General features: G+C 62.9%; 18 protein-coding genes. 8 read left to right on the forward strand and 10 right to left on the reverse strand.

Translation table 11 applies throughout. From position 1 onward, the window contains the following. Positions 1-10 precede the first annotated feature (10 nt). On the reverse strand, positions 11-3448 hold the full coding sequence (locus VFV96_18755; GenBank protein ID HEU5072447.1) for a hypothetical protein: 3438 nt from the start codon (positions 3446-3448) through the stop codon (positions 11-13). A 341-nt stretch (positions 3449-3789) separates the two neighbouring features. Between VFV96_18755 and VFV96_18760 the strand changes: the two genes are divergently transcribed. Together VFV96_18760 and VFV96_18765 are read left to right on the forward strand one after the other, a co-directional pair. Next, positions 3790-4110: a hypothetical protein gene (locus VFV96_18760; GenBank protein ID HEU5072448.1), complete on the forward strand. Its 321-nt coding sequence runs from the start codon at positions 3790-3792 to the stop codon at positions 4108-4110. 37 nt (positions 4111-4147) lie between these two features. Continuing rightward, entirely contained in the window at positions 4148-5266 is a 1119-nt protein-coding gene (locus VFV96_18765; GenBank protein ID HEU5072449.1) for a hypothetical protein, read from the forward strand. Between the two features lie 17 nt (positions 5267-5283). Here the strand turns inward: VFV96_18765 and VFV96_18770 are convergent, their stop codons facing one another. Then, the gene (locus VFV96_18770; protein ID HEU5072450.1) at positions 5284-7902 is read right to left on the reverse strand and encodes a DUF2309 domain-containing protein; all 2619 of its coding nucleotides are present in this window, start codon (positions 7900-7902) and stop codon (positions 5284-5286) included. 4 nt (positions 7903-7906) lie between these two features. Next, on the reverse strand, positions 7907-9523 hold the full coding sequence (locus VFV96_18775) for a proton-conducting transporter membrane subunit (protein HEU5072451.1): 1617 nt from the start codon (positions 9521-9523) through the stop codon (positions 7907-7909). A 98-nt stretch (positions 9524-9621) separates the two neighbouring features. Here VFV96_18775 and VFV96_18780 point away from each other — a divergent pair, with 98 nt between their 5' ends. Then, positions 9622-10509, forward strand: coding sequence for a LysR family transcriptional regulator (locus VFV96_18780; GenBank protein HEU5072452.1), 888 nt, complete (start codon positions 9622-9624; stop codon positions 10507-10509). Here the strand turns inward: VFV96_18780 and purE are convergent. The 4 genes from purE to VFV96_18800 all read right to left on the reverse strand — a co-directional run bounded on the left by purE (position 10506) and on the right by VFV96_18800 (position 14138). Continuing rightward, the gene (purE, locus tag VFV96_18785; protein HEU5072453.1) at positions 10506-11018 is read right to left on the reverse strand and encodes a 5-(carboxyamino)imidazole ribonucleotide mutase; all 513 of its coding nucleotides are present in this window, start codon (positions 11016-11018) and stop codon (positions 10506-10508) included. The genes VFV96_18780 and purE overlap by 4 nt on opposite strands. Beyond that, positions 11015-12208, reverse strand: coding sequence for a 5-(carboxyamino)imidazole ribonucleotide synthase (locus VFV96_18790; GenBank protein HEU5072454.1), 1194 nt, complete (start codon positions 12206-12208; stop codon positions 11015-11017). The genes purE and VFV96_18790 overlap by 4 nt, the downstream gene beginning before the upstream one ends. 190 nt (positions 12209-12398) lie before the next feature. Continuing rightward, complete coding sequence (locus VFV96_18795) at positions 12399-13046, reverse strand: acyloxyacyl hydrolase (protein ID HEU5072455.1); 648 nt, start codon at positions 13044-13046, stop codon at positions 12399-12401. Between the two features lie 237 nt (positions 13047-13283). Further along, positions 13284-14138 (reverse strand): serine/threonine-protein kinase, encoded by an 855-nt coding sequence (locus VFV96_18800; GenBank protein HEU5072456.1) that lies wholly within the window; start codon positions 14136-14138, stop codon positions 13284-13286. A 106-nt stretch (positions 14139-14244) separates the two neighbouring features. Between VFV96_18800 and VFV96_18805 the strand changes: the two genes are divergently transcribed. Together VFV96_18805 and accD are read left to right on the forward strand one after the other, a co-directional pair. Continuing rightward, on the forward strand, positions 14245-14988 hold the full coding sequence (locus tag VFV96_18805) for a ComF family protein (GenBank protein ID HEU5072457.1): 744 nt from the start codon (positions 14245-14247) through the stop codon (positions 14986-14988). Between the two features lie 83 nt (positions 14989-15071). Beyond that, positions 15072-16022: an acetyl-CoA carboxylase, carboxyltransferase subunit beta gene (gene accD / locus VFV96_18810; protein HEU5072458.1), complete on the forward strand. Its 951-nt coding sequence runs from the start codon at positions 15072-15074 to the stop codon at positions 16020-16022. Positions 16023-16076: 54 nt separating this feature from the next. Here accD and VFV96_18815 read toward each other — a convergent pair whose 3' ends face one another. Beyond that, positions 16077-17006, reverse strand: a complete 930-nt coding sequence (locus tag VFV96_18815; protein ID HEU5072459.1) for a metalloregulator ArsR/SmtB family transcription factor — start codon at positions 17004-17006, stop codon at positions 16077-16079. A gap of 218 nt (positions 17007-17224) precedes the next feature. On the opposite strand from VFV96_18815, the gene metK reads away from it, so the two are divergent. Then, positions 17225-18436: a methionine adenosyltransferase gene (metK, locus tag VFV96_18820; protein ID HEU5072460.1), complete on the forward strand. Its 1212-nt coding sequence runs from the start codon at positions 17225-17227 to the stop codon at positions 18434-18436. Positions 18437-18481: 45 nt separating this feature from the next. Further along, positions 18482-19957, forward strand: coding sequence for an adenosylhomocysteinase (gene ahcY, locus VFV96_18825; protein ID HEU5072461.1), 1476 nt, complete (start codon positions 18482-18484; stop codon positions 19955-19957). Between the two features lie 6 nt (positions 19958-19963). Here the strand turns inward: ahcY and VFV96_18830 are convergent, their stop codons facing one another. Further along, positions 19964-20476: a hypothetical protein gene (locus VFV96_18830; protein ID HEU5072462.1), complete on the reverse strand. Its 513-nt coding sequence runs from the start codon at positions 20474-20476 to the stop codon at positions 19964-19966. 121 nt (positions 20477-20597) lie between these two features. On the opposite strand from VFV96_18830, the gene VFV96_18835 reads away from it, so the two are divergent. Continuing rightward, positions 20598-20897, forward strand: coding sequence for a hypothetical protein (locus VFV96_18835; GenBank protein ID HEU5072463.1), 300 nt, complete (start codon positions 20598-20600; stop codon positions 20895-20897). Positions 20898-20937: 40 nt separating this feature from the next. Here the strand turns inward: VFV96_18835 and hrpA are convergent, their stop codons facing one another. Beyond that, the gene (hrpA, locus tag VFV96_18840; GenBank protein HEU5072464.1) at positions 20938-25101 is read right to left on the reverse strand and encodes an ATP-dependent RNA helicase HrpA; all 4164 of its coding nucleotides are present in this window, start codon (positions 25099-25101) and stop codon (positions 20938-20940) included. Positions 25102-25166: the final 65 nt, after the last annotated feature.

Raw genomic sequence — 25166 nt, forward strand, 5'->3', positions numbered from 1 at the left:
GCGGTCGGCTTCAGGGCGAGGCCGGCGTGCGGGACGCCCCGCTTGAAGCAGTTGTTGCCAGGCGCTGCACGCCGATGGTGCCGACCAGTGTCCGGGCGTAGTCGGCGCCGGAAACGCGGGCGAGTGTCTGCCGCGCCTCCTGCAACCGGCCGGCAATGCCCAGACGCGCCGCCTCGTCAGCGTAGTTCGTCTTGCTCAGGAATGATTCGAGGTAATGCACGTGACGCCGCCAGAGCTGCACATCGCCTTCCTGCCGGGCTTTGAGCCGGTCGGCATACCAGTCGCTTTCCATCAAGGCCGCGCGGGTGAAGAGCCCGCGGATGCCCGGATGCTCCACGCCTTTGCCCTCGAATTGGCCGTCGCGCATGATGTGCAAGAGGGCGCGCAACGGCGGGCACGCCATGTCAATCGAGCCGTCGGCAAAATAGCTTTGTGCCACGCGACGATGCGTTTCGATGATGTTGTTCATGCCGTCAACGAACACGTCCATGCCCTGCAATTCCGGCTGGAGCATCTCCCTGGGGAAAACCAGATGTGGGCCGTTGAACAGGCGGCCAAAGTATTCGCCGGCAAACGCCGCCGTCATGCGGTAACCGAGACGGCTGGCCATGACGGTCTTGCCCTGATGCTCAAAATCGGCACAGCGCTCGAAGTAGCCGTTCTGGATGAGATAGGCCGGGTCGCGTTCGCTGGGCAGCAGCCGGCACCACAATTCGGGCACCAGCAGGCTGATGTCGTGATCCACCCGATACTTCGGCCCGACGTAGCCGGCGGCGGAAAGGAACACGGGATATTCCGTGAGCAGATACGAAACCAGCGCGGCGTTCAGGTCAATGATCGGCGGCAGCGCATTGAACGGCCCCTTGGTCAGGGCGCCTTCCGAGCCGGCGCCCGTCGTCGAGGGCGACTTGCCGGTCATGCTGGAGATGAACTCCATGAACGCCTCGGGCAGTTCGAGGTAGTGCAGCGGATTGAAGACTGCCAGCGAACGCACGCCGGCTTCCGGCGGATTGTTGCGACGGCCGGGCACCACGGCGTTCACCGGTGTGTAGAGCTTCTCGCTTGCTGGAATGCGCCGCACCAGCCGCGTGCACAGTTCGGCCAGATACACCTCCCGCGGCATTTTCAAATCCGGCCGCACCTGGAGATAACGCGGATTCTTGGTCGGTTTGCCGTCCACGATGCGCGGGTGCGCCGAGGAGACGAAATACGCCGGCCGGCCGCCCGCCGCGGCGGAGCGAATCAGCTTCTGCATCGGCTCCGTGAACTGCGAGAAGCCGATCGAGTCTTCCACCAGTTCCTGCGCCTCGAGCCAGGTCAGCGGCGCGAAGTTGGAGATGAAATTGTCCGGCCCGGCAAGGTCCGCCTCGGCCTGCTTGTCATAGCCGCGATGAATGGCGTCGTCGGGCCGTTGGAACAGCCGCGCCTCGGCGTTGCCGACGAACTTGACCGAGGGATGTGGATCCACGGGATTCAGATTCCGCAATTGATCTGCCGGCACCACCACGGAAGCCGAGATGTCGTCCTCCGTTTGAATCTTGAAGGAAGGATGGAAATCCTTGCGCAGGCCGAACACGCGCCAGGAGCCATCGCCCGGCTCAAAGCCGACCCGCAGGTAGTTGGACACCAGCACGCGCCCGTCCATTTTAAGTTCGTTGCCGGGCAGGCCGTCACGGATGTCCACGCTGAAATGGTCACGCCAGTTGCCGTTCCACGCCGGTTCGTAGAAGCGTTTCACCACGAAGACCAGCTCCTTGATGTGCTGCGGAATGGATTGCAGCCACGCATTGTATTCAGGCGTGTAGTTGGTGTCCGAAGGGGACAACAGTTTGATGACCGAGCCCAGTGAGCGCTCCGCGCACAGGATGGAGCGCTTGTCCTCGCCGCACCGGGCCGGGTCCTTGAACCGGTCGGAGTAATCGTGGTCGAGCAGTTCGGCCACGCGGTCAAAGTCCGCCTTGAAGTCCGCCACGAAGACCGGCCCCTGGATGATGGCATCCGCGATGGGCTTGGAGATTTCCGATTTGCCGCCGCCCGACACGGTGCAGGGTTTGTGGCAGAGCGTTCCTTCCGCGGCCGTGCCCACCAGCCGCCAGGCCCGCTTGCCCGGCGGCTTTTCCATCACCACGCGGTAACCCGAAGGCCGGATGTAAATCTTGTCCGGCAGCAGTTTCAGAAACTGCTCCCGGCCGTCGCGCTGCCATTGCACCCGCTGCACCCGCAGATCAAATTTCGCATCTTCCGGCACCAGGAAAATTTCCGGATACCGCCGGTCCACGGCATAGCCTTCGGGCTTCACATCGAAGTCGGCCCCGCACAGCGTCGCGGCCTCCTCAAACGTGTGTCCGCGCGCCCGCACGTGAGACGTGCCGTCGTAGGCCTCGCCCAGATCAAACCGCGGATACACCAGTGCGCCGCCGGCGTGTTCCTCCTCCGCCAGCCCAAACAGATTCGCCGCAAAGCTGATCTGCGTTTTGACCTCCTTTTTGCAATAGCCGAAATAGTTGTCGGCAATGAGCGTCACGATGACGCCCGCCGCGTCGCGCGCGGTCAGCTTGAAGGCCGAACCGTTGTTGTAACGCTCGTCCGGCGACTTCCAGCACATGCCGTCGCGGCGCTGCCGTTCGGTGGCCTGATCCCAATGCGGGAGGCCCAGGTCCTGCTTGGTGAGCTGCGTCAGGTGCGGCGCCAGCACCACGCAGCCGGTGTGCCCGCTCCAGCCCTCCACATCGAGCGCCGCATCGTTCTCGGGCAGGAACGGATCACCACCGTTGCCAAAAATGGTCTCCACGAAATCGAGGTTGGCCACCATGCTCGCCGGCGCGAAGAAGCGCACCTCCATGCGTTTCTCCTTGGTGAAACCGGGCACCGCCGGGCACACCAGCGGCCGCAACAACAGCGACACCCAGCAGTGCGCCGGCGCGGACTGTTTCGCCGTGTAAGGCAGCAGCAGCAAATCGTCGGGCGGCTGCATGGCGGCCCGCATCATCCGGCCGAACACGTCCACCGGCACGAGTTTCTTGTCATCCGGCACGGGCAAGCCACCATCCGCCACGTGAAACACACCCTGCGTCGTGCGCCGGTCGTGCGTCGGATTGTGCAGCACACCTTGGCGCAGCCGGTAGGATTTGATCAGCGACGACGAGAACTCATCGCCATCCATCGGCAATGACAGCAGGCGGGCCAGCCCGGGCCGGTCGAGCACCAGCGTCCAGGTCGGCAATCGCGGAGCTTCCACTTCCTGCATGTAGTCGAACAAGAAAGACTGGATGCGTTGATCCGCGGGATTGAGGTAGTTGGGCAGCAGCCGCGCCGTCTGCCGGGCGCGCGCCACCAGCGGGGCGGCCAGCTTGAGCCATTCGCCCGAACCGCTCTCCGCCGGAGCGTCAAAGCCCAGCAAGGCCAGCTTGATTTGTGCGTGCGCGCTCAAACTCTGTTCCGTTGCCATTTGCGAAGTCATGCCATTTTGCACGCGCGGAGGATAACGCCTGACACACCAAGGGCAATTTCGGACCGCAGGAAAAATGTGTCGTCACCGTCGTGAGTCGGGAAATTGTTTTCGCATTGAGAAGCAGGAATCGGGCGATTGAGACCGGTTAAATGGCTGCGAGTCGGAAATTTCTGCCCATCCGTCGCAACGGCCAACCGCAGGGTGCGCGGCTCGGACCGGCTGAAAAATGAAGGGCGCGGGGGCTGGGTTCCCCACCAACCAACCCCCGCGCCCGGAACGCCGCTGCAACGGTTATGGACCGGAGCGGCACAAACCCACCTCCCTGGCTGGTTTGCAAATTGACATTCTCAGCCGACTTTGCGCCGCAGATTCCACGCAGCGTTGCCCCGCATCAGCGTTTCAGCCGGAGGCGTGCGCTTGCCATCTCCGACGGCATGGCTGCAACTGAGCAAACTACATACCAGCGTAAACAGCCGGATGAAAAAAGCCTGCCCTTCACGGCTATTTCTCTTTTGCCCGCGGGTTGTGCCGGCAAATCGGAACCGGATGGCTGTCACTTTGTGACCGGTTTGCGAAAAGCCCGCCAGCGGCCGACAGCAAATGCAGGAAACGTCAGTGGTGCCGCCGCCGGTTTCGACAGGCCAGCCGCGCCGGTGTAGAGTGAGGCAGCCAGACTCAGCAACCACCGGAGGAAGCATGAGCGAATCAACCGGCGCCCGCTATCGCGGCGAAGTGGTTTACCTGTTTGCCTACGACGTGGCGGACGAATTGACCCGCGGACCGGTGCGTGAGCTGCTGGGCCAGCCGGTGGCGCAGTTTGCCGTGGACGCTTCCAAGCGCAGCCCCAAGCAGTTGTTTTTCTACCGTCCCCAAATGGTTCGCCTGCCGCCGCAGGAACGCATCGGGCCGCGCGGACCGGTCCGCATGGAACGCATCGTCAAGCTGCTCCCGGTCGGCGCCATCAGCATCACCATCCGCGTGCCCTTTGAGGCCGACCACATCGAGGATCTCGTCCACTTTCACGACCTCCAGTTCTCCAACGGTTCGCTCAGCGATGAAGTCCGGCGCCTCGCTGAAGAGGTCCACCACGAACTGGCGCCACACTACGTCCGGCCGGTCCAGCAACTGGCGGACGAGGAAGCCTACACCGTGTTCTGCCTGAAGGCGCCGCTGCACAACGCCGACGGCTCCCCGACCCGCGCGGAGGACTGGCTGAAGGCACACCGGCGCGCCGTGGCAGCGCTGCTCACGCAGGAAACGGACATCGACCGGCTCTCGCACCAGGAGTTCATCGAGTCCACCGACCGGTTCCTCAGCTATTACGAGAACGATCTGGTGGTCATCGACTGGGACGCGGCCCTGCTCGTGGACGAACCGAAGAACTTCGAGGAAACCCTCTACATTCTCGAACTGGCCAACCTCCAGCTCGCCGAACTGGAAGCCTACGACCGCGTCCTCGACGACGCACTCGAACGTGCCTATCGCGACGTCAGTTCCCGGCCCACGCGCGGCCAGAGCCGTGCCCTGCGCGAATTGCGCGCCATTCGCATCGACCTCGAACGCTTCAGTGATGAGCTTTCCAATATCACCAAATTTTTTGGCGACTGGCATCTGGCGCGAATCTACGAGAACGTCGCCGCGCGATTTCACCTCGCTGACTGGCATCGGACAATCGACGCCAAGCTGAAGACGCTCGCGGATCTCTATCAGCTTCTGAGCCAGGACCGCACCAACCGCTGGATGCTGATCCTTGAAGTCACCATAGTGCTGCTGTTTATCATTGACCTGATTGTGCTCGTGCTCGCGGCCAAATGAGCATGCCGCGGCGCGCCCTAGTTAACGGCTGCCACGACGGCAGCAGCGGATCGCGGGGACCGCGCGGCGGGATCTTGCGTTTGCAGCGGCCGCCCGGCCGGGGCCGTGGCCATCGGCACGGCAGCCCACATTTCCGCCGCAATGCACCGCCAGCACGAACCGTCACCCGGTTCACGGGCGAACAAATTGACCCAGCCATTTTCCACCAGTTCGCGCACGCCGCCGTGTTTCTGCAACACCCCGTCAATTGCCGCCCGGGACGCTTCAATGATTACGGTCAGCCGCAACGGCTCGTGCCGCCAGCGCACGCCATCATGCAACGATTGGAGCGGCAGACCGGTTTGCAAATCGCCACCGTTGCCTTCCCAGATGCCGAAGGTGCCAACCACGTTGTGCAGCACCTTGTTGCCGCTGCCAAACAACCGGTTGTTCACCGTGGACCCGTAATATTGCAGATTGATCCAGCTCGCCACGACCATCGGCGCCGTCAGAATCAATTCGAGCACGGAAGCGTCCGCATCGCGTCCGGCGTCGTAATTGTGCAGAAACACGCGGCCGCCAAGATTCACGCCCGAAGTGCGTGCGCGTGGCGCGGCAATGAAGGCCGCATTGCCCGCCAGTCCCCATTCCGGCCGGACCTGGGCCCAATCCCGGCTCCGCGAGAACACGGCCGCATCCACCTGGGCGTCGGGCACGTCGCCCAAGCCGAGCGAGGCGGCGCGCTCCCGCCGGGCCCGTTGCGAAGCGGCCGCCAGCCACGCCTGACACTGATGCAGCGCGGCCGCCTGATCTGCCGTCAATTTCTCCGCGTCATAAATCACGACCTCATCCGTTGTCGTGTTGTGCAACCCCGCGACGAAGACGGTTTCCGCTGGAATCGCAATGCCCCGGGTGCGCAGCGCGTCGCGCACAGCCGGCTCATTCAAAATCGCCGCCGCCACCCGCGCATTGGCATCGCCGGCGTGTCCGCCGCACGCGCCACAATCCAGTGCCGAGGCGTAGGGATTGTTGGTTGTGGCGCTGCCGTGACCGCAAAGGAGCACCACCTTGGCGAAGTTGGTGGTAAGGCCCGTGTTTTTCAGGGCGCCCGCCGCCAGTTCAACCCGCTCGGCCAGCGACCAGCCCGTTTGCCCGCTGTGCCCGCAGGAACTGGCGTCCTCCGTGACGCGGACGAAACGCGGCCCGAATCGGACCCGTCCGTGCGCGGGCGCCGAAGCCGTCTCCGGTTGGGACAGGCCCAGCCCATCTTGGGCCAGCTTCACGCCAAACCAGAGTCCGGCCGTCTCGACGAACGAAAAACAGGAAATCGCCGAGGTCTTGAATGCGTTCCAGGCGCTGCCGACGGACCGCCGGAAGTGCAGGCCGCGCCACAAGCGCGCTTTCTCAACCGGCGCTCCCGACTGCGGCGTTTCGCATACGGTGACTTTGGGATGGAGCAGCACCGGACAGCGTGCCGTCCCCTCTTCCTGACCAAACCGCCGATAGGCGAAGGCCACGCCAAAAAATCCCGCAAAGCCGAGCGTTTCAATGGCGGGCGACTGCGCTTCCAGCGCGCGGCGGAACACTTCCGAGCGCACGTCGATGCAAAAGATGGCCTGCAACATTTTCGGCTCGGTCAAAGCGGCGGTTCGCCCCGGGCTGGCCGGCAACGGGGCCAGCAGTAGGCGTTGGTAACTGGATTCCAGTGCCAGTTGGGCGACGAAGCGCGCCAGCAGGTCGGCTGAAAATCCCTCGGCCGTGGCCACGACTTCGTGCTGCTGCGCCCGCCAGAGCGAAAGCATTCCCGGCGCGCCGCCGAATTGCCGCCAAAGTGCAAGATCGTAGGCGAGCCGGACGGCCAGCAACTGCGTGAGCGAGTCATCGGTCGTTCCAGCCGCGCGTTGCTCGCGCACGCGAAACTGCACGTGCCCGCTCCAGCCGGCAATGCTCAGGAGCTGCCGGTGCAGAAAATCCGTTCGCGCTTGGGCAGGAATGCCAAGTTCATCCAGCGCGCGGGCAATCAAACCGGCCGGATCGTTAGACAGATTTCCCACCAGGGCCCGGAAGCCGCGCAGCCCGCTGAGTTCCGGATTGGCATCCAGTTGGGCGGCCGCCCGCCACGCGGACAGGAGCGGCCGGTCGCGCCACGGCATGCGCCAGGAAGACTGGCCCGCATCGTAATACGCCGAGCACCACTTGGAGACTTCCTCCCGCACGAACCCCGGCCAGTCCGGCATTTTGTGCGCCGCGAGAAAATCGGCGAACGTCAACACCCGCACCTGCCGTTCGGCCGCCGAACCGGATGCGAGCGCGTGATTCAACGAGCTGAGGCTGGTGAAATCGAGCTGCTCCTTCCACATCGGCGGCAGGGTTCGGCCCGCCAGTTCGATGGCCGCGCGGAAATCGTCCTCCTTGATCCGGCCGGCGGCGATTTGTTCGCGGTAATGCGCCGTGGGCATCAAAACGTCGCCATGCCCCACGCGCTGCAGCAGGCGCGCAGCCTCGATGAACGGCCGGTCTGTCAAACCCAGAAACGGGTTCACAGCGACGAACCGTTGCAGGGGCCAGAGCGGCGGCACACGGCGGCAGGCGTCTTCGATGGTCGCAAGCAAAACAGGATCGGCGGCATTCATGTCGTTTGACGGCGAGGGTTGCATGGTGTCATTCGGGAGTTGCGGAAGATTTGACCGGCCAGACGGCGGCGATGGCGCGGTTGGCCACGGTGTTGAGATAAAATCCATTGCGCGCATGCACGTAGAGCGTCTGGAAAAAGGGACGATTTGCCCATTGCGGTATTTCCGTTTGAACCAACAAGACGGCGAGAAACAAGCCCAGCACGAGGGCGACAAGCACGGCGCCCGCCCAGGTGTTCAACTGGGTGTTTTGCCATGCCCCCTCACCCAACAATTCGTTGAAGCCGAGGTGCAACGTGAAAAGCCCGACCACGATGCCCGCCCCCAGCAACGTGCCGAACACAGCAAGGCGCGGCGTCAGTCCGTGGCCCCAGAACATCCACAACAGGTAGGCCAGCGCCATGGCAAAGACGGTCGCCAGCACGAACTGGCCCGCATCGTGCCGCCAGCCCAGATGAAAGATCCAGGCGCCCCCCAGCACCAGCAATCCGGCCAACCCCAGCGCGGCCCCCAGAATGAAGGGGTGCGCCCCCGGCTTGTCAGTAGGTGTCCAGGCGGATTTGGCGAGCCGCACCACGCTGCCGGACGAGAGAAAGGCATGCGCCTTGTAGAGGGAATGCGCCACCAGGTGCAACGTCGCGAGGGCAAACGCGCCCAGGCCGCATTCCAGCATCATGAAGCCCATTTGCGCCACGGTGGAAAAGGCCAGCGAGCGCTTCACACTGGCATGCGTCAACATCACCAGCGAAGCAAACAACGCGGTGAACGCACCGAAGAAGGCCAGCACCGACATGGCCCCCGGCGACAGGGTGACGAGCGGATGCAGCCGGAGAATCAGATAGCCCCCGGCGTTGATGATGCCCGCATGCATGAGCGCCGAAACGGGCGTCGGTGTTTCCATGGTATCGGGCAGCCAGCTGTGAAACGGGAACTGGGCCGATTTCAACATGGCGCCGACAACGAGCAAAAACGCGATGGCCTGAATGCCCGCCCGGCCGCCTTCCACAGCCCCGCCCGGCCACTGCCGCGCGGCCGCGAACAAGGCCGCGAAATCCCAGGTCCGAAATTGGTGATACACCAGGACCATCACGGCCAACAGGCACAGGTCGCCCAGCCGGCTGATGACGAATTTTTTCCGGGCTGCCAGTTGCGCCGCCGGACGCGCGGGATAAAAGACCAGCAGCCGGTGCAAGCCGAGGCTGGTTGCGCTCCAGGCCAGCGCGAATTGCAGCAGGTTGCCGGAGACCACGACCGTCAGCACCGCGCCGCCCGTGAAGCAGATCCATTTTGTGAATTCCCCCTGCCGCGGTTCGCCCGCGAGATAGTTCACCGTAAACCGCGTGACCACGGCCAGCAGGAAGGACACCAGCACCAGCACGATGACTGCAAGATTGTCAATCTGGAAGCCCAGTTCCAGCGGACCGGCGACGGTCCACGTCATTCGCGCCGGACCAAAGAGCGCGCGGCTGAGAACAGCCCCCACGGTTAGCCCGAGGCCCAGCAGCGCCAGAAGAGCGCCGGCGCGCGCGGCCCGGCGGGAATGACGGTTCAACCAGGCGCCGGGCAGCAGGCCGAACAGCAACAGCAACAAGGGGCCGGCAGCGGCCAGCCCCACGGTGATTTTCGAGAGTGATGCGTCGTTCATGACAGTTTCGTCCCAACGCGGTCACGCTAGCGCCAGAATCCCAGTTCCATCCAATAGATTGTTTTTACAAAATCGTTCTATTCTGTAAAACTATGGGCATGGCCTTTTTGAACTATCATCACCTGCGTTATTTCCGCGCCGTGGCCAACGACGGGAATCTCACCCAGGCGGCGGCCCGGCTGCACCTTTCCCAATCGGCCTTGAGCATCCAGTTGCGGCGGCTCGAGGAGAGCCTAGGCCACGAGTTGTTCCGGCGTGAAAACAAACGGCTCAAACTGACCGAATCCGGACGGCTGGTGCTGGATTATGCGGAAACCATCTTTCGCACCGGCGAGGAGATGATGGCGGTGCTCCAGCGACATTCCCCCGCGCGCCGGAAGGTCTTGTCCATCGGCGCCGTGGCGACGCTGTCGCGGAACTTCCAGATTGATTTGCTCAAGCCGCTGTTGAACCAGCCGGATCTGGAACTCGTGATCCGTTCCGGCAGTTTGCGCGAATTGCTCACCCAATTGGAGGCCCACACCATCGACGTCGTGTTGTCCAACCTGCCGGTGAAACGCGAAGCCCACACCGGCTGGCACAGTCATTTGCTGGCCGAAGAGCCGGTAAGCCTCGTGGGCAGACCGCAGAAGGGGCGACGCACCAAGTTCAAGTTCCCCGACGATCTGAAACACATGCCGGTTATTTTGCCGAGCTTGGAAAGCAACGTGCGCGTGGCGTTCGATCTGCTGATGGAACAGGCCGGCATCCGGCCGGTCATCGCAGCGGAGGTGGATGACATGGCCATGCTCCGCCTCGTCGCCCGCGAGTCCATGGCCCTGACTCTCGTGCCGCCGGTGGTGGTGCAGGACGAACTGCGCGAGGGCGTGCTGGTGGAACGCCACCGGATACCGCAGATCAAGAAAAGCTTTTATGCCATCACTCCCAGCCGCCGGTTCCCGAACGAATTCGTCCGCCAGCTGATCCAGCAACGGAAACCGTTCTAAGCCGGCCGCAAACCCGCGGCCAGCTTGGCGCCGCGCCGCCGGGATTCAGCGGCCAGCGATTTCATGTAGTGCTTCAGGCGTGTCCGCAGGGTGGCGTCGCCCGCCGCCAGAATTTTCACCGCCATCAGGCCCGCATTCTTGCCGCCCCCGATGGCCATCGTGGCCACGGGCACGCCGCCGGGCATTTGCACGATGGACAACAGCGAGTCGAGCCCCTTGAGGCTTTTGCTTTCGACGGGCACGCCAATGACCGGGAGCGGCGTGAGACTCGCCACCATGCCGGGCAGATGCGCCGCGCCGCCCGCACCGGCGATGATCACCCGCAGACCGCGGCCTTCGGCGGCTTTCGCGTAACGCACCATGTCTTCGGGCGTCCGATGCGCCGAGACCACGCGCGCCTCAAATGCCACGCCAAATTCCCGGCAGACGTCCGCCGCCGCGGAAAGCGTTGGCCAGTCCGAATCGCTGCCCATGATGATGCCGACCAACGGCGCATTTTTGGTTTTCATGCTTTGGCTCCAAATTGAATGCATTCAGCCGCCCGCCGCGCGGTCGCTTCGGCGGCGTCAAGAGTTTGCCCGAGCGCGGTGACGTGACCCATTTTGCGACCTACGCCGCTCATCGCCTTGCCATAAACGTGAACGTGCGCGCCGGGAACGGCGAGGGCCTCGTTCATGCCGTGCGGGGCGCCAGATCCCTTCGCCGCGCCCAGCAAATTGATCATCACAGCGGCCGGCGCGACCATGGCGGTGGACCCCAGCGGCCAGCCCAGCACCGCCCGCACATGGTTCTCAAACTGCGAACACACGCATCCTTCGATCGTGTAATGCCCGGAATTGTGCACGCGCGGTGCCAGTTCGTTGATCAGCACCTCGCCCTCACGCGTCAAAAACATCTCCACGCCAAAACTGCCGACGCCGTCCACGGCCTCGATGGCGCGGTGGGCCAGCCGGGCGGCCTTTTGGGCGATTTCGGCCGGCACCGGTGCGGGCGCGCGCACGATGTGGCAAATGTGATTGCGTTGCACGGTTTCCACCACCGGATACTCGGCCACCGAGCCATCAAGTCCGCGCGTGATGATGGTGGCCAACTCGCTGACGTAGGGACAAAACGCCTCGACGTAAAGCGCGTTCCGGTCGCCGCCGAGCGTCTTCCAGGCTTCGGCAATTTCACCTTCGGCGCGGACGGTGAAGTTTCCCTTGCCGTCATAACCATTGCGACGGGTTTTCAAAACCACCGGCCAGCCGGCGCCCCGGGCGAAGTCGGCCAGTTCCTGCATGGCGCCGACCGCTGCAAACGCCGGCAACGCCAGTCCCGCCGCGGCAAGCGTTTGCTTTTGAATGAACTTGTCCTGCACGCGGCGCAAGGTGCCCGTGCCGGGATGCAGCGGGTGACCGGCCTTTTCGAGGACGGCCAAAGCGTCGGCATTGAGAAACTCGTTTTCGATGGACACCACGTCCACGTGCGCCGCCAGCTTCAGCAGGGCCTCGGGATCGTCCCAGTTGCCCACGAGCGAATGGGTGGCCAGTTGAGCGGCGGGGCTGTAATTGTTGCGTTCCAGCACGACCACCTCGCAGCCCAGCTCCAACGCGGCGAGCGCGGACATTTTGGCGAGCTGACCGCCGCCGATGATGCCGAGACGCGGATGGGCCGGGCGCGGACGCGCGGCGCGGATTTCACGATCGTAGGTTTCGTGCATGCTTAACAAGGGCCCCGGTTGACGAACCGGGGCAGGCGAAAATGGCCGGGTGAAATTGCCCGATGAGTTGTCCATGGTGCTGCGTGTGAATCTGGCTCATGCGCCGCGTCCGGGTAGTTTAAGCGGCGGCGGCGTGCAAGCAACTCCGGAGGCGCGGATAAATCTGCCGGGGCATCGGTCGCACGCCGGCTCAAAAGAAAAACGTCACGCCGGCCATCCCCGCGATGGTGTTCAGACCGAGATTCGGCCGGTAGATGCGGGCGCTGGAAAGATGCAGGTAACGCGCTTCCAGGGTGAGGGCCACATTGTTGCGCACAAACCATTGCACGCCGGCCGCCGCCTGGAGGTTGAATTCAAAAACGCCGCCCAGATCCGGTTCCCGGATGCTCGTGGCGGTGACACCCGCGCCACAATCCACGAACGGCACCCAGCGTGTTCCGGTGGCGAAATGATAACGCAGGTGCGGCGTCAACCCCACCAGCCATGCGTGACTGGGTGAAAATTGGGAGCCGCCGAACAGTTCAAAACGCAGTTCCGTGTTTCCTTGAAACCAATGCCCGGCGCCGCGGAGCGGGCCAAAGACCTCGCCATAACTCAGTCCCACCAACGCCAGATCATGGACTTCCCTTCCGCCCAACAGGGCGATGCCGCACGTGGCCCCGGCATTGACGCTGAAGGATTGTGCGGCGACATCGAAACCACCGCCCACCGCGCCCGTCCAAATTTGTGGCGACCGGGATTCGAAGGCGAGGTTCGCCTGGATGCCGAGATCGGCCGTCGGCGTGGTGGTTTGCGCCAACGCCATCACCGGCGCAACAGTCGCACTGCCAAGCAGCATGAAAAAAAACCGCCGCCGCGCCCGACGTTTTTTCCGGACCGATTTCGCATCGTCCATACCTCTAAGCAGGATTCCGATTTAACCGTGCGCCAGCGGGCATTCGAAGGAACCCCCCGCCGCACAGCGTCGCCTCCGTGTCGCCCAACTCGTGAACGTTGTCAATGCTCGCACCCCGAAATTTTTCCCATGCGGCAGAAATCCGGTCCGCCCGAGCGGCCGCCCCCGGACGAAAATCCGCTAAACATACAGCGCCGCCTTCAGGTCGTGCACGAGCACACTCATGAACAGATAGCGCCGGTTGGCATCGGTCTCGATGCATTTCACGATGGCCTTTTCCAGGGCCGCCGGAATGTCGGGATTCAACTGGCGCGGTGGAATAAACCGGGAACGGTCCAGTTGCGCGCGCAGGATTTCGTTGATGTCGTCGCCCGGAAACGGCTTCTGGTTCGTCAAAAGCTCATAGGCCGCCACTCCAAAGGCAAAAATGTCCACCCGCTGATCAATGGGTTTGCCCTGCAACTGCTCCGGCGCCATGTAAGCGGGCGTTCCCGGATTCTTGGTCAGTTTGAGCGGCGCCTCGACGAGCGGCTGTGCCAGGTCGAAATCCACCAACCGCACGCCGGCATTGCGCGAAACGAGCACATTCTCCGGCTTGAAATCCAGGTGCAGATAGCCGCTCTCGTGGACATGCTCCAGCCCTTCGGCCATGTCGAGGATGATCTGGGCCACATTTTCCGTCAGCACGGGATCGTGCTGGGCGTAAAGCTCCTTCAAGTTCGCGCCTTCGACGTATTCCATGAGGCAATACAACTGCCCCTCGATTTTGCCGTGCTCGAAATAGCCGATGACGTTGGGATGGCTCTGCACGCTGGCGAGAATTTCACAGCCGCGCTCGAAGCGTTTGCGCGCCGCCCGGTCGCCGCTGAATTCGGGCAGCATCAGGCGCAGGGCATGCGCCCGGTTGTGGGCGTCGGTGGCCAGCCAGATGTCCGCCATGCCGCCGCTGGCGACCAGTTCCTGCAAAATGAAACGACCGAACGGACCGGGACCGATCCGTTCGCTGACATCCCTTGTTTGAAACAGCCCAAACACGGAGACAGTTTACTGGCAGACGCGGATGGCCGCCACTGTGGAGTTTGCGCAAGAACTTTGCACGACGGCTTGGCGCCCGCCGCTCCGGCAGCTATGCTCCCGTCCCGTGGCCGAACGCACCGCGAACGCCCGTGACTGGATGGATGCCCTGCTGGGCTTCGTTTATCCATCAGTGTGCCAACTCTGCAACACGGGCCGGGCAACCGCGGCCGAAGGATACGTGTGCGTCAGTTGCTTCCAACGGGTGCGCTTCATCAAGCCGCCGTTCTGTGAGCGCTGCGGGCTGCCCTTTGAAGGCGACCTCACCACGTCTTTCGAATGCAGCAACTGCCGTGACATGGAACTGCATTTCACCTCGGCCCGTTCCGCCGTAATTGCCAAGGACGTGGTGCTCGAAGCCATTCACCGATACAAATACAGCCGCGCGCTGTGGTTCGAGCCGTTTCTGGGGGGATTGCTCATCAGTGCCGCTGCCGTGGAACTGAAACAATCCGGATGGCAGCGGATCGTGCCCGTGCCGCTGCATCCCACCAAGGCACGCGAACGGGAATTCAACCAGTCGCAACGGCTCGCCCGCCAACTGAGCCGCGCCACCGGAATTCCTTTGAACGACCGGTGCCTCCAGCGCGTCCAACCCACCCGCACCCAGACCTTGCTGTCGCGCCACGAGCGCGCGGCGAACGTGCGCAGCGCTTTTGCCGTCAGCCGTCGGGCGCAGTTTGCCGGCGAACGTATCGTGTTGATCGACGACGTATTTACAACCGGCGCCACCACCAATGCCTGCGCCCGCGCCTTGCGGGCCGCCGGAGCCGGGGAAGTTTGCGTCTGGACAGTCGCGCGGGGAATTTGAATACTGCGAGCCGTCACACGATGCGCAAGCATGCGTGGCGCACGGCTGGCCAACAACCGCCGGAGCGAAGTATAATGAACTCAATGGGAACAACCTCGTTCACCAAAAAACTGCCAGGCACCGAAGGCCCGGAACCTGCCCTCACCCCGCCCAACTTGGAAGCCGCCGCCACGGCGTTCCCCAAGAAGAACAAGGTCAGCAGCGGCAAATCGCGCAAACGGGACATCCCGGAGGGGCTGTGGACCAAATGCCCCAAATGCGCTGAACTGGTTTTCGACAAGGAACTGGACGAGAACCTCAAAGTCTGCCCCAAGTGCCAGCACCATTTTCCCATCGGCGCCCGCGAACGCATTCACTCGCTCGTGGAAACCTGCACGTTCGAGGAAACCGACGCGGACATGATCAGCGTCGACGTGCTCAAGTTCACCGGCGCCGCCTCCTACATCGCCAAGCTCGAAACCTATCGCAAGAAATCCACCCAGTTGAAGGACGCCGTCGTCACCGGCATCGGCAAGATCGGCCCGCACCGCACCGCCCTGGGCGTGATGGACTTCAGTTTTCTTGGCGGGTCGATGGGCTCGGTTGTCGGCGAAAAGCTGACCCGCCTCATCGAAAAGGCGACCGAAGGTGGCCTGCCCCTCGTCATCATTTCCACCAGCGGCGGCGCCCGCATGTATGAAGGCATGTTCAGCCTGATGCAGATGGCAAAAACCTGCGCCGCCCTCGCCTATCACGCCAAGGAAAAACTGCCCTACATCAGCGTGCTCACGCATCCCACCACGGCCGGCGTGATGGCGAGCTACGCCAGCGTGGGCGACCTCATCATCGCGGAACCACGCGCCATGATCGGCTTCGCCGGGCCTCGCGTCATCAAAGACACAACGCAGGCCGAGTTGCCGCCGGGATTCCAGACGGCCGAATTCCTCATGGACCGGGGTTTGATCGACGCCATTGTGCAGCGCCTGGAGATGAAGGAAACCCTCACCGAATACATTTCCTTCCTGATGAACGGCAAGGCCGCGCAGCAGAAATAAAAACCGCCCGCAGTCACGCGCGCCAACCGGCAGGTGAGCCCACAACCCAGTGGTTTACTGCGTGGCGCTGGCCAGGATGGTCTGAAAGTGCGGTGGCTCCTCTTCACGCGCCACCACGCTGATCTCAATCTGTTTGAAGTCCGCCTCCTCCAGCCAGCGGTGCAGGTCACTTTCGACAAAGCCGAGCCAGCGGTCGCCGTAAAGTTCGCGCGCCTTCTCGAAGTTGTGCTTGAGCAGGTCGAGAATCATGATCTGCCCGCCGGGCTTCAAAATCTTGTGCGCGCTGCGCAGCGCGGCGGCAGGTTCCTCCGCGTGATGCAGGGCCTGACTCAAAATCACCAGGTCCACGCAGCTGGCATCAATCGGCGGGTTCTGCAAATCGCCCAAACGAAATTCCAGATTCTTCAATCCGTTCTTCTTCGCCTTGGCGGCGGCGAACGCGACGATCTTTTCCGAGTTGTCCACGGCAATGACCTTTTTGCAGCGGCGCGCAAGCAGTTCACTCAACAACCCTTCGCCCGCGCCCAAATCGGCCACCACCAGCGGCGGCAAAACGCGCAGCAGCAAATGTCCAAACGCCTGCCACGAACGACCCGGTCCATACACGCGGTCAAAACGGCCGGCTATCTGGTTAAAATAGACCTGCGCCTGCTCTTTGCGGCGCGTGAGCACACGCTTGAGGTTGATCTGGTCGTGGGAATGTTCCGGCAGTTCATGCGCGCCACGAATCGCGAGTTGGATGAATTCGCTGGCGACCTTGTCGGCCTGCGGATTGAGCTTGTAAAACGTCCGCTTGCCATCGCGTCGCGCGCACACGAGTTCGCAGTCGGCCAGCAGACCAAGATGTGTGGAGATGCGCGATTGGCCAAGCCGCGTGATTTCCTGGAGTTCGGCCACGGACAGTTCATCGCGTTCCAGCAACGCGACAATACGCAGACGCGTCGGGTCCGACAGCGCCCGCAAGGATTTAAGCGTGGAAGACATTCATTTGTTGTGCCCGCTCGAAGCGCGGTTTTGGCGCCGCTCAGCACGCACGTTTATGGAACCGTTGTTTAGCACGGATGGACCCAACACTGCACAAGCCTGGGCCCGCATCCTGCCGGCCCGAAATTTTTTCGTAAAAGCGTTTGACGCGTTTGCCTGCTTTTATATCATCAAATCTTGATGCGTCAATATGTTGTTGACACAAAACTAAAGAACACATGAGCAACCGTTACATTTTCTCATCCGAGTCTGTTGGTGAAGGCCATCCGGACAAGGTCGCCGACACCATTTCCGATTCCATTTTGGACGCCTGTCTGGCGGTCGATAATACCAGCCGCGTCGCGTGCGAAACGTTTGTCAAAAGCAACCAGGTTGTTGTTGGCGGCGAAATTACGATTCCCAAATTGCAGGATCACGCCAAGGGCACCACGAAGCCGATCGACACGGTGATCAACGTCGGCCACGTCGTGCGCCATGCCATTCGCGACATCGGTTATGTGAATGACGACGACGTGTTTCACGCGGACAGAGTGTTCATCAACAATTTCCTCACCGCGCAATCACCCGACATCAAGCAAGGCGTGGACGCCAAAAAGGCCAAGGGCAAAAAGACCGCCGAACAAGGCGCCGGCGACCAAGGCATCATGTTCGGTTACGCGTGTAATGAAACGCCTGAACTCATGCCGGCGCCGATCATGTATGCGCACCGCCTCGGTCGCGAGCTGACCAAGATTCGCAAGAGCGGCAAGGTGCCGTGGTTGCGGCCCGACGCCAAATCGCAGGTGTCCGTGGAATACGTGGACGGCAAGCCGACCCGCGTGACCAACGTGGTCATCTCCACCCAGCACGCCGCGAGCGTGGAACATCGCGAGATTGAAAAGTTTTGCATTGAGAAAATCATCAAGCAGGTGCTGCCGGCGAAGATGCTCACCGCGAAACCGGAATTTCTCATCAATCCCACCGGCCGGTTCGTCGTCGGCGGACCGCAGGGCGACAGTGGTTTGACCGGCCGCAAGATCATTGTGGACACCTACGGCGGCATGGGCCGTCACGGCGGCGGCGCGTTCTCCGGCAAAGATCCGAGCAAGGTGGATCGCAGTGCCGCCTACATGGGCCGCTGGGTCGCCAAGAACATTGTCGCCGCGAAACTTGCCGCGAGGTGCGAAGTGCAATTCGCCTACGCCATTGGCCATCCGCGTCCGGTGAGCGTGCACATTGACACCTTTGGCACCGGCACCGTGAGCGACGACCGGATTTTGAAGGCCGTGCTGAAAGTGTTCAGCTTCAAACCGGCGGACATCGTGCAGCAATTGAATTTGCTCCGTCCAATTTATCGCAAGACCACCAACTATGGTCACTTCGGCAAGAACGACAAGGATTTGACCTGGGAAGCAACAGACAAGGTTCAGGCACTACGCAAGAGCATCTGACGCGATGTCGATTCAACCAGTTGACGAATCAACCAATTAACAAGCATGAGCAAAATCCAACTTTCACCCTCGCGCCGCGCCGTTTTGAAATCGCGCGGCAATGGCAACGGCAAATCCAAGCGCGACTTCGCGGTCCGCGATCTTTCGCTGGCCGAGTTCGGGCGCAAGGCCATCACGATTTCCGAGCACGAAATGCCCGGCCTCATGGCCATCCGCAAGAAATATGGTCCGAGCAAGCCGCTCAAAGGCGTGCGCATCACCGGCTCGCTGCACATGACCATTGAAACGGCGATTCTCATCGAAACGCTGGTGGAACTCGGCGCGTCCGTGCGCTGGGCGAGCTGCAACATTTTCTCGACGCAAGATCACGCCGCCGCCGCCATTGCCGCCGCCGGCGTGCCCGTGTTCGCGCACAAGGGCGAAACGCTTGAAGAATATTGGGACTTCACGCTGCGCGCGTTGACGCATCCCGGCAACCAAGGCCCGCAGCTCATCGTGGACGACGGTGGTGATGCCACGCTGCTCATTCACAAAGGCTACGAACTCGAGAACGGCAGCGACTGGGTCAACACGCCCAGCGACAACCACGAAGTCGCCGTCATCAAGGCGCTGCTCAAGCGCGTTGCGAAGGAACGTCCCGGTTTCTGGCACGAAGTCGTGAAGGATTGGAAGGGCGTTTCCGAAGAAACGACCACCGGCGTGCACCGCCTTTACCAGATGTTGGAGCAAGGCAAGTTGCTCGTTCCGGCGATCAATGTGAACGACTCGGTCACCAAGTCCAAGTTCGACAACCTCTACGGCTGCCGCGAATCGCTCGCCGACGGCATCAAGCGCGCCACCGACGTGATGATTGCGGGCAAGGTCGCGGTCGTCTGCGGTTACGGCGACGTCGGCAAAGGCAGCGCGCATTCGCTCCGCGGCTTCGGCGCGCGCGTCATTGTCACCGAGATTGATCCCATCAACGCGCTCCAGGCCGCGATGGAAGGTTTCGAAGTCACCACGCTCGAAGACACGCTCGGCACGGGCGACATTTACGTGACGACCACCGGCAATCGCGACGTCATCACCCTCGATCACATCCTCAAGCTGAAGGACCAGGCGATCGTGTGTAACATCGGCCACTTCGACAATGAAATTCAGGTGGACCGCCTGAACAACCTCAAGGGCGTGAAGCGCATCAACGTAAAGCCGCAGTATGATAAATACGTGCTGCCCAATGGCCGCACGATTTACCTGCTCGCCGAAGGCCGCCTCGTGAACCTCGGCTGCGCCACCGGCCATCCGAGTTTCGTGATGAGCAACAGCTTCACCAACCAGGTGCTTGCCCAGTTGGACCTGTGGAAGAACCGCGAGACGAACAAGGTGGGCGTCTATCGTCTGCCCAAGCACCTCGATGAAGAAGTCGCCCGCCTGCACCTCGAACGCATCGGCGTGAAGCTGACCAAGCTTACGAAGAAGCAGGCCGAATACCTCGGCGTGCCGGTCGAAGGCCCCTACAAGGCGGAGCATTACCGGTATTGAACAAATTCAAATCTGAAACACGCCAGGCGAACGGGCAACCGTTCGCCTTTTTGTTTTCAAGGCGGCGCGTTTTGTCATCATGCGCCCATGGAACACACGCCATCCAAGGGAAACGTCCTGCTGCGCGCGCTGCGCAAAGTGGTGTGGCTCGTCGGAATTCTCTACCTGGCGTTGTGCGCATTCATGGCACTGTTTCAACGCGCGTTGATTTATCATCCGACGGTCGTTCCGGCCGCGCGAGTGGATCAAATGGCTCAGGCCGCCCGGCTGGTGCGCTGGCATGATGCGGCTCACCGGATCATTGGCTTCCAACTTGCGGCCTCCACCGCGCCACCGCGCGGCAGCGTTTTGATTCTCCACGGCAACGCCGGCTCCGCCACCGGCAGTTCCTTTTACGCAGAAACCCTCCGGCGCGTCGCCCCGTTTGACGCGTATCTGCTCGAGTATCCCGCCTTTCAAGATCGCCCTGGCTCGCCCAGTGAACAAAGCCTGTTTAAGGCCGCTGCCGAGGCGCTGCAAGCGTTGCCGACAAATGCACCGGTGTATGTGGTGGGTGAATCGCTTGGCTCGGGCGTGGCCGCCTATCTGGCCGGCACATTCCCCGACCGGATCGCCGGACTCCTCCTGCTGTCGCCGTTCAATGACCTGGCCAGCGTCGGCCAGTATCAATACCCCATGCTGCCGGTCCGCCTGCTGCTGCGCCGACCGCTTCCCTTCCGCGACGCTCCTCCGGAATTATCACGGCCCCGTCGCCGTCGTGGTGGATGGACGGGACACCGTGGTGCCGGAGCAATTCGGCCTCCGGCTTTACGAAGGCTATGCGGGCCCGAAATGGCTGTGGCGTTTTCCCAACGGTGTGCACACGCAGATCATGGCGCCTCCGGAAGTCTTCTGGAGCGAAGTCGTCGCCTTCTGGCAAAATCCCGGCGCGCCCCACTGATGCCGGCCGCAGACTCGGCGACGCCGTTCCGCCCGCATCGCTACAACTCCATCTTCAAACTTTCCCAGCGTTGCTCCAGGCGCTTGGCCGAGACCGGCACAGCCGTGCCGAGTTCCTGCGCGAACAGCGAGACTTTGAATTCCTCAACCAGCCAGCGGAACTCCTCCGCGAGCCGGCGGCCCGCCGGCGATTTGGGCGGCGCGGCCTGCAATTGCTGCACCGCCACCTGAAACGGCGCCAACTGCCTGGCGCGTTCCTGATCTTTGGGTGGATTCACCGCCGCGCGTTCGATGCGCGTCAGCAATGCCTTCAAATAGCGCGGCAGCTCGACGAGGCGAACAAAGGAAATGGATTCCAAAAATCGGGCGGGCAACAACTGTTCCAGTTCCACCGCCAGGGGATGCCGCCGACTCTGCGCGGTTGGCTGGCCAAGCTGGCTCAGCTCATTCAACGTGCGCGGACGGGCCGGCGCCGGTGCGGCCGGACCCAGCTTAGCCGCGATTTGCTGCCGCAGTTGCAGAACTGTGGTGAGACGCGCGGCGAGTTGTCCCGGCAACCCGCGCAGCCGTTCGCGCGCCTCCTCGACCGTCGCTTCAAAGGCCGCCAGCGTGAGTGCCGGCAAACCCGCTTCCGGCAGCACGTGGCGTTTCAAGTGCGCAAACGCCGAGGCCTGCAATTCGTCGCCGGTGCCGATGGGCGCGTAGATCGCGTTCAATTGCTGGAGACTGCGCAAATCCTTTTGCAGCCAGGCGAAGTCCTTTTGGAGCGCCAGTTCGAGCAGCCGCCCCACGCCGGCCACGCTTGCCTCACGCGCCAGATCCGGGCTTCGGAACAGCCGCAGGCTGACATGCTGCTCCTCCAGCACCAGTCCGGGCCAGGCGTGCAACGCGGCCGGGCCGGCCGGCCGGCCGGGCTCGGACTCCACCACAATGCGCTCCGGCAAATCACCGAATGACCAGCTCGTGATGGCCGTGCGTTCCCATTGCGCGACGACCCGGCGCCACGCCTCGCTGCCGCCCGCGGGTGCTGCCGGCGCATCCTTCAATTGCTGCCGCAACTGCGCCAGGTTGCGTCCCGCCGCGAGCGGCCGGCGATTCCCGTCCACCACTTCCACGCGCGGGCGCAAATGTGCGGGCACTGTCTCCGTGCGCCATGCATCCGCCGGGATGGTGACGCCATAACGCTGCCGGATGAAGCGTCCCAAATCGGCCGTAAGCGAATCGTCGCGGGGTTGCAGGTCGCGGACGATTTCGGCGATCTTGGGTTCCAGCGGCTGCAATTCGCGCCGCAGCGACTTCGGCAACGAACGCAACAGCTCGTCCACCTGTTCGGCGCGCAGCCCCGGCACCGCCCAATCCACCTGCGCCGGCGAGAGTGATCGCGCGAGATCCACCGGCAGTTGCACGGTGACGCCATCCCATTCTTCACCCGGCGCGTAGGCGTAGCGCAACGGCAGCGGTTGTTGCGCGAGGGTCACCGCGTCGGGAAACGCCGTTGCGTCGTAGTCCAACTGCACTTCACCCAGCAGGTCCGCGTCCGCAGCGCAGAGAAATTTCTGGTCGGGGTGTTCGCGCAACAGGCGGTTCAACTCGTCGAGCGAGGAAACGTTTGCGAGGCGCCCCGCATAGAAATCACACAGCGCCTGATCCAAATCGAGCAGCCCGTGGTGGCGAGCCCGGGTTTGCAGGTTTTCAATCTTGGCGCGCACGCCGCGGTTGTGGGCCAGGAAACGGTATTGCGCCGGCAATTCTGGCCGGCCGGCCGGGTCGCCCGCGGATCTCCGGGCGCCGAGATTTTCCCGAATGTCCGCGCGCCAATTCCCCTGCTCTGCCGGACCCCCGCCAGTTTCCTCACGCCGCCGCCGGCCGCCGGGCACCACGTCCTCCTCCACCAGGGCGGAGCGGATGAAAATGGCCGTGGCCTCCTTGGGGTTCAGATTTCCGTAGGCCACTTTGCGGCGCTGCACTTCGAGTCCGTGCAAGGTGATGATTTCCTCGATCAACACGCGTCCGTGGCTGGCGCTCCAGTGCGGATTCTGATGCGTGACCTTGCAGCAATGCGGCGCAAGCTGGTGAATCCACTCCGGCTCGATGCCGGCCACGGTCCGGGCAAACAATTGTGACGTTTCCACGATTTCGCCGGCCACAATCCACTCCGGTTGGCCCGCCTTGGCCGCTGGCGATGGCATGGGTGGCTTGGGGCCGCGGCCTTTGACGGATTTCTCGGCGCGCTCGTAAAGCGCCGACCCGGGAAACATTGTCACCAACCGGTTCCCGGCGGCTTTGTAGGCATTGCGGTCCTCACGGCGCGCGACGTGGCCGATGAGCCCGGCCAGAATTGAACGATGAATCGCCTCGTAGGCGGCATTGCTCTCATTCAGCTTGAGCGTGCCCAGGTCGGCGAGCGCATCGTGCAGTTGCGCGTGCAAGTCCTGCCACTCGCGCAGCCGGACATAGGAAAGAAAGTGCTGCCGGCAGAATTTTCGCCGCTGAGTTTGCGTCCGCAACTGCTTCCACTGGTCGTGCACGGCGTTCCAAATGTTGAGCAGCGTCAGAAAATCCGAACGCGGATCTGCAAATTGCTTGTGGGCGGCGGCCGCGGCTTCCTTCTGATCGAGCGGCCGCTCGCGCGGGTCCTGGATGCTCAGGCCGGCGGCGATGATGAGCAGTTCCCGGGTCGCGTGCTCGCGTTGCGATTGCCACAACATGCGTCCCAGCGTCGGGTCGATCGGCAACCGCGCCAGATCGCGTCCCAGCAGCGTAAGTTCGCGCTGTTCATCCAAGGCGCCCAGCTCCTGCAACAAGGCGTAACCGCCCGCCACGGCCGCGGGCGTCGGCGGCTGGATGAAGGGAAACGTCTCGATGTTCCCGAGCCGGAACGCCTTCATGCGCAGGATGACTTCCGCCAGGTTGGCGCGCTGAATCTCCGGCGGCGTGAAGGCCGGACGCGTGTAAAAATCCTCCTCGGCGTAAAGCCGGATGCACGTGCCGTCCTGCACCCGGCCCGCGCGTCCTTTGCGCTGATTTGCGCTGCTTTGCGAAACGGGCTCGATCGGCAGACGCCGGGTGCGCGTGCGCGGGTTGTAGCGGCTAAGGCGCGCCAGCCCGGCATCAATGATGAACCGAATGCCGGGAATCGTCAGCGAAGTTTCGGCGATGTTGGTGGCGACCACGATCTTGCGCCGTTCACTCGGGGCGAAGACACGCTGCTGCTCGCCAGCACTGAGCCGGCCAAAGAGCGGAATGATTTCCGCCTCGCGCGCCAGGCGTCCGGCCAGCTGATCGCTCGTTTCGCGAATGTCCCGCTCGCCCGGCATGAAGATGAGCGCGTCGCCAAAATTCGTCTCGTAAAACACCTGTTCGGTGGCCGCCACCGCCGCGTCCACGTAGTTCGTTTCGCCGCGCTCCTCGGCGGCCGCATCGAGCGGCCGGTAAAGCACGTCCACCGGATACAGCCGCCCGGATACCTCAATAACGGGAGCGTCATTGAAGTGCCGCGCAAATGCCTGCGTGTCGATGGTGGCGGAGGTGACGATGAGTTTGAGGTCCCCGCGGCGCGCCAGCAGGCCCTTGAGGTGGCCCAGGAGAAAATCGATGTTCAAGCTGCGTTCGTGGGCTTCATCAATGATGATGGCTTCGTAATCGGAAAGTTCCGGATCGCCCTGCGCTTCGGCGAGGAGAATCCCGTCCGTCATCAGCTTGATATACGTCTCCGGGCTGGAACGGTCGTCGAAGCGGATCTTGCAGCCGACCTGCCGGCCCCAGGTCACGTTCAACTCCTCCGCCAGGCGCCGGGAAATGGACAATGCCGCCACGCGGCGGGGCTGGGTGCAGCCAATCTTCGCCGCCACGCCCAGCCCGGCTTCCAGACACATCTTGGGCAGCTGCGTCGTCTTGCCGGAGCCGGTCTCGCCGGCGACGACCACCACCTGGCTTGAACGGATGGCCGCCACGATTTCATCTTTCCGGGCCATGATGGGCAGCTCCGGCGGATACGTGACGGGCGGCCGCAGCTGCCCGCGTTGTTCCCGCAGTGCCACCGAAGCCCGGGCCTGTTCCAGCAACCTTTCGAGGACGGCGTCATGCTTGTCGGGGTGCAACCGGTCGCGCACCAGCCGATTGGCCCGCAAGCCCAGGCGCACCCAGTCGGAGAGCATCGCCTGCGGGAGCAGCTGCCGGAGTTCGTTGAGCCGCGGATCGTTCATGCCGAAAGGCCGTATGAAGCCAAATCCAGGCGGCGGGGGAAATGCGCAAATTGAGGAGCCGCGCC

The organism is Verrucomicrobiia bacterium, assembly GCA_035765895.1.
GTDB lineage: Bacteria > Verrucomicrobiota > Verrucomicrobiia > Limisphaerales > DSYF01 > DSYF01.

Coding starts and splice junctions, on each gene's coding strand:
- purE (HEU5072453.1), bottom strand. CDS start 11,018: ATGAAAACCAAAAATGCGCCGTTGGTCGGCATCATCATGGGCAGCGAT.
- VFV96_18780 (HEU5072452.1), top strand. CDS start 9,622: ATGGCCTTTTTGAACTATCATCACCTGCGTTATTTCCGCGCCGTGGCC.
- VFV96_18835 (HEU5072463.1), top strand. CDS start 20,598: ATGACCTGGCCAGCGTCGGCCAGTATCAATACCCCATGCTGCCGGTCC.
- VFV96_18775 (HEU5072451.1), bottom strand. CDS start 9,523: ATGAACGACGCATCACTCTCGAAAATCACCGTGGGGCTGGCCGCTGCC.
- accD (HEU5072458.1), top strand. CDS start 15,072: ATGGGAACAACCTCGTTCACCAAAAAACTGCCAGGCACCGAAGGCCCG.
- VFV96_18795 (HEU5072455.1), bottom strand. CDS start 13,046: ATGCTGCTTGGCAGTGCGACTGTTGCGCCGGTGATGGCGTTGGCGCAA.
- VFV96_18770 (HEU5072450.1), bottom strand. CDS start 7,902: ATGCAACCCTCGCCGTCAAACGACATGAATGCCGCCGATCCTGTTTTG.
- VFV96_18755 (HEU5072447.1), bottom strand. CDS start 3,448: ATGGCAACGGAACAGAGTTTGAGCGCGCACGCACAAATCAAGCTGGCC.
- metK (HEU5072460.1), top strand. CDS start 17,225: ATGAGCAACCGTTACATTTTCTCATCCGAGTCTGTTGGTGAAGGCCAT.
- VFV96_18765 (HEU5072449.1), top strand. CDS start 4,148: ATGAGCGAATCAACCGGCGCCCGCTATCGCGGCGAAGTGGTTTACCTG.
- hrpA (HEU5072464.1), bottom strand. CDS start 25,101: ATGAACGATCCGCGGCTCAACGAACTCCGGCAGCTGCTCCCGCAGGCG.
- ahcY (HEU5072461.1), top strand. CDS start 18,482: ATGAGCAAAATCCAACTTTCACCCTCGCGCCGCGCCGTTTTGAAATCG.
- VFV96_18790 (HEU5072454.1), bottom strand. CDS start 12,208: ATGCACGAAACCTACGATCGTGAAATCCGCGCCGCGCGTCCGCGCCCG.
- VFV96_18815 (HEU5072459.1), bottom strand. CDS start 17,006: ATGTCTTCCACGCTTAAATCCTTGCGGGCGCTGTCGGACCCGACGCGT.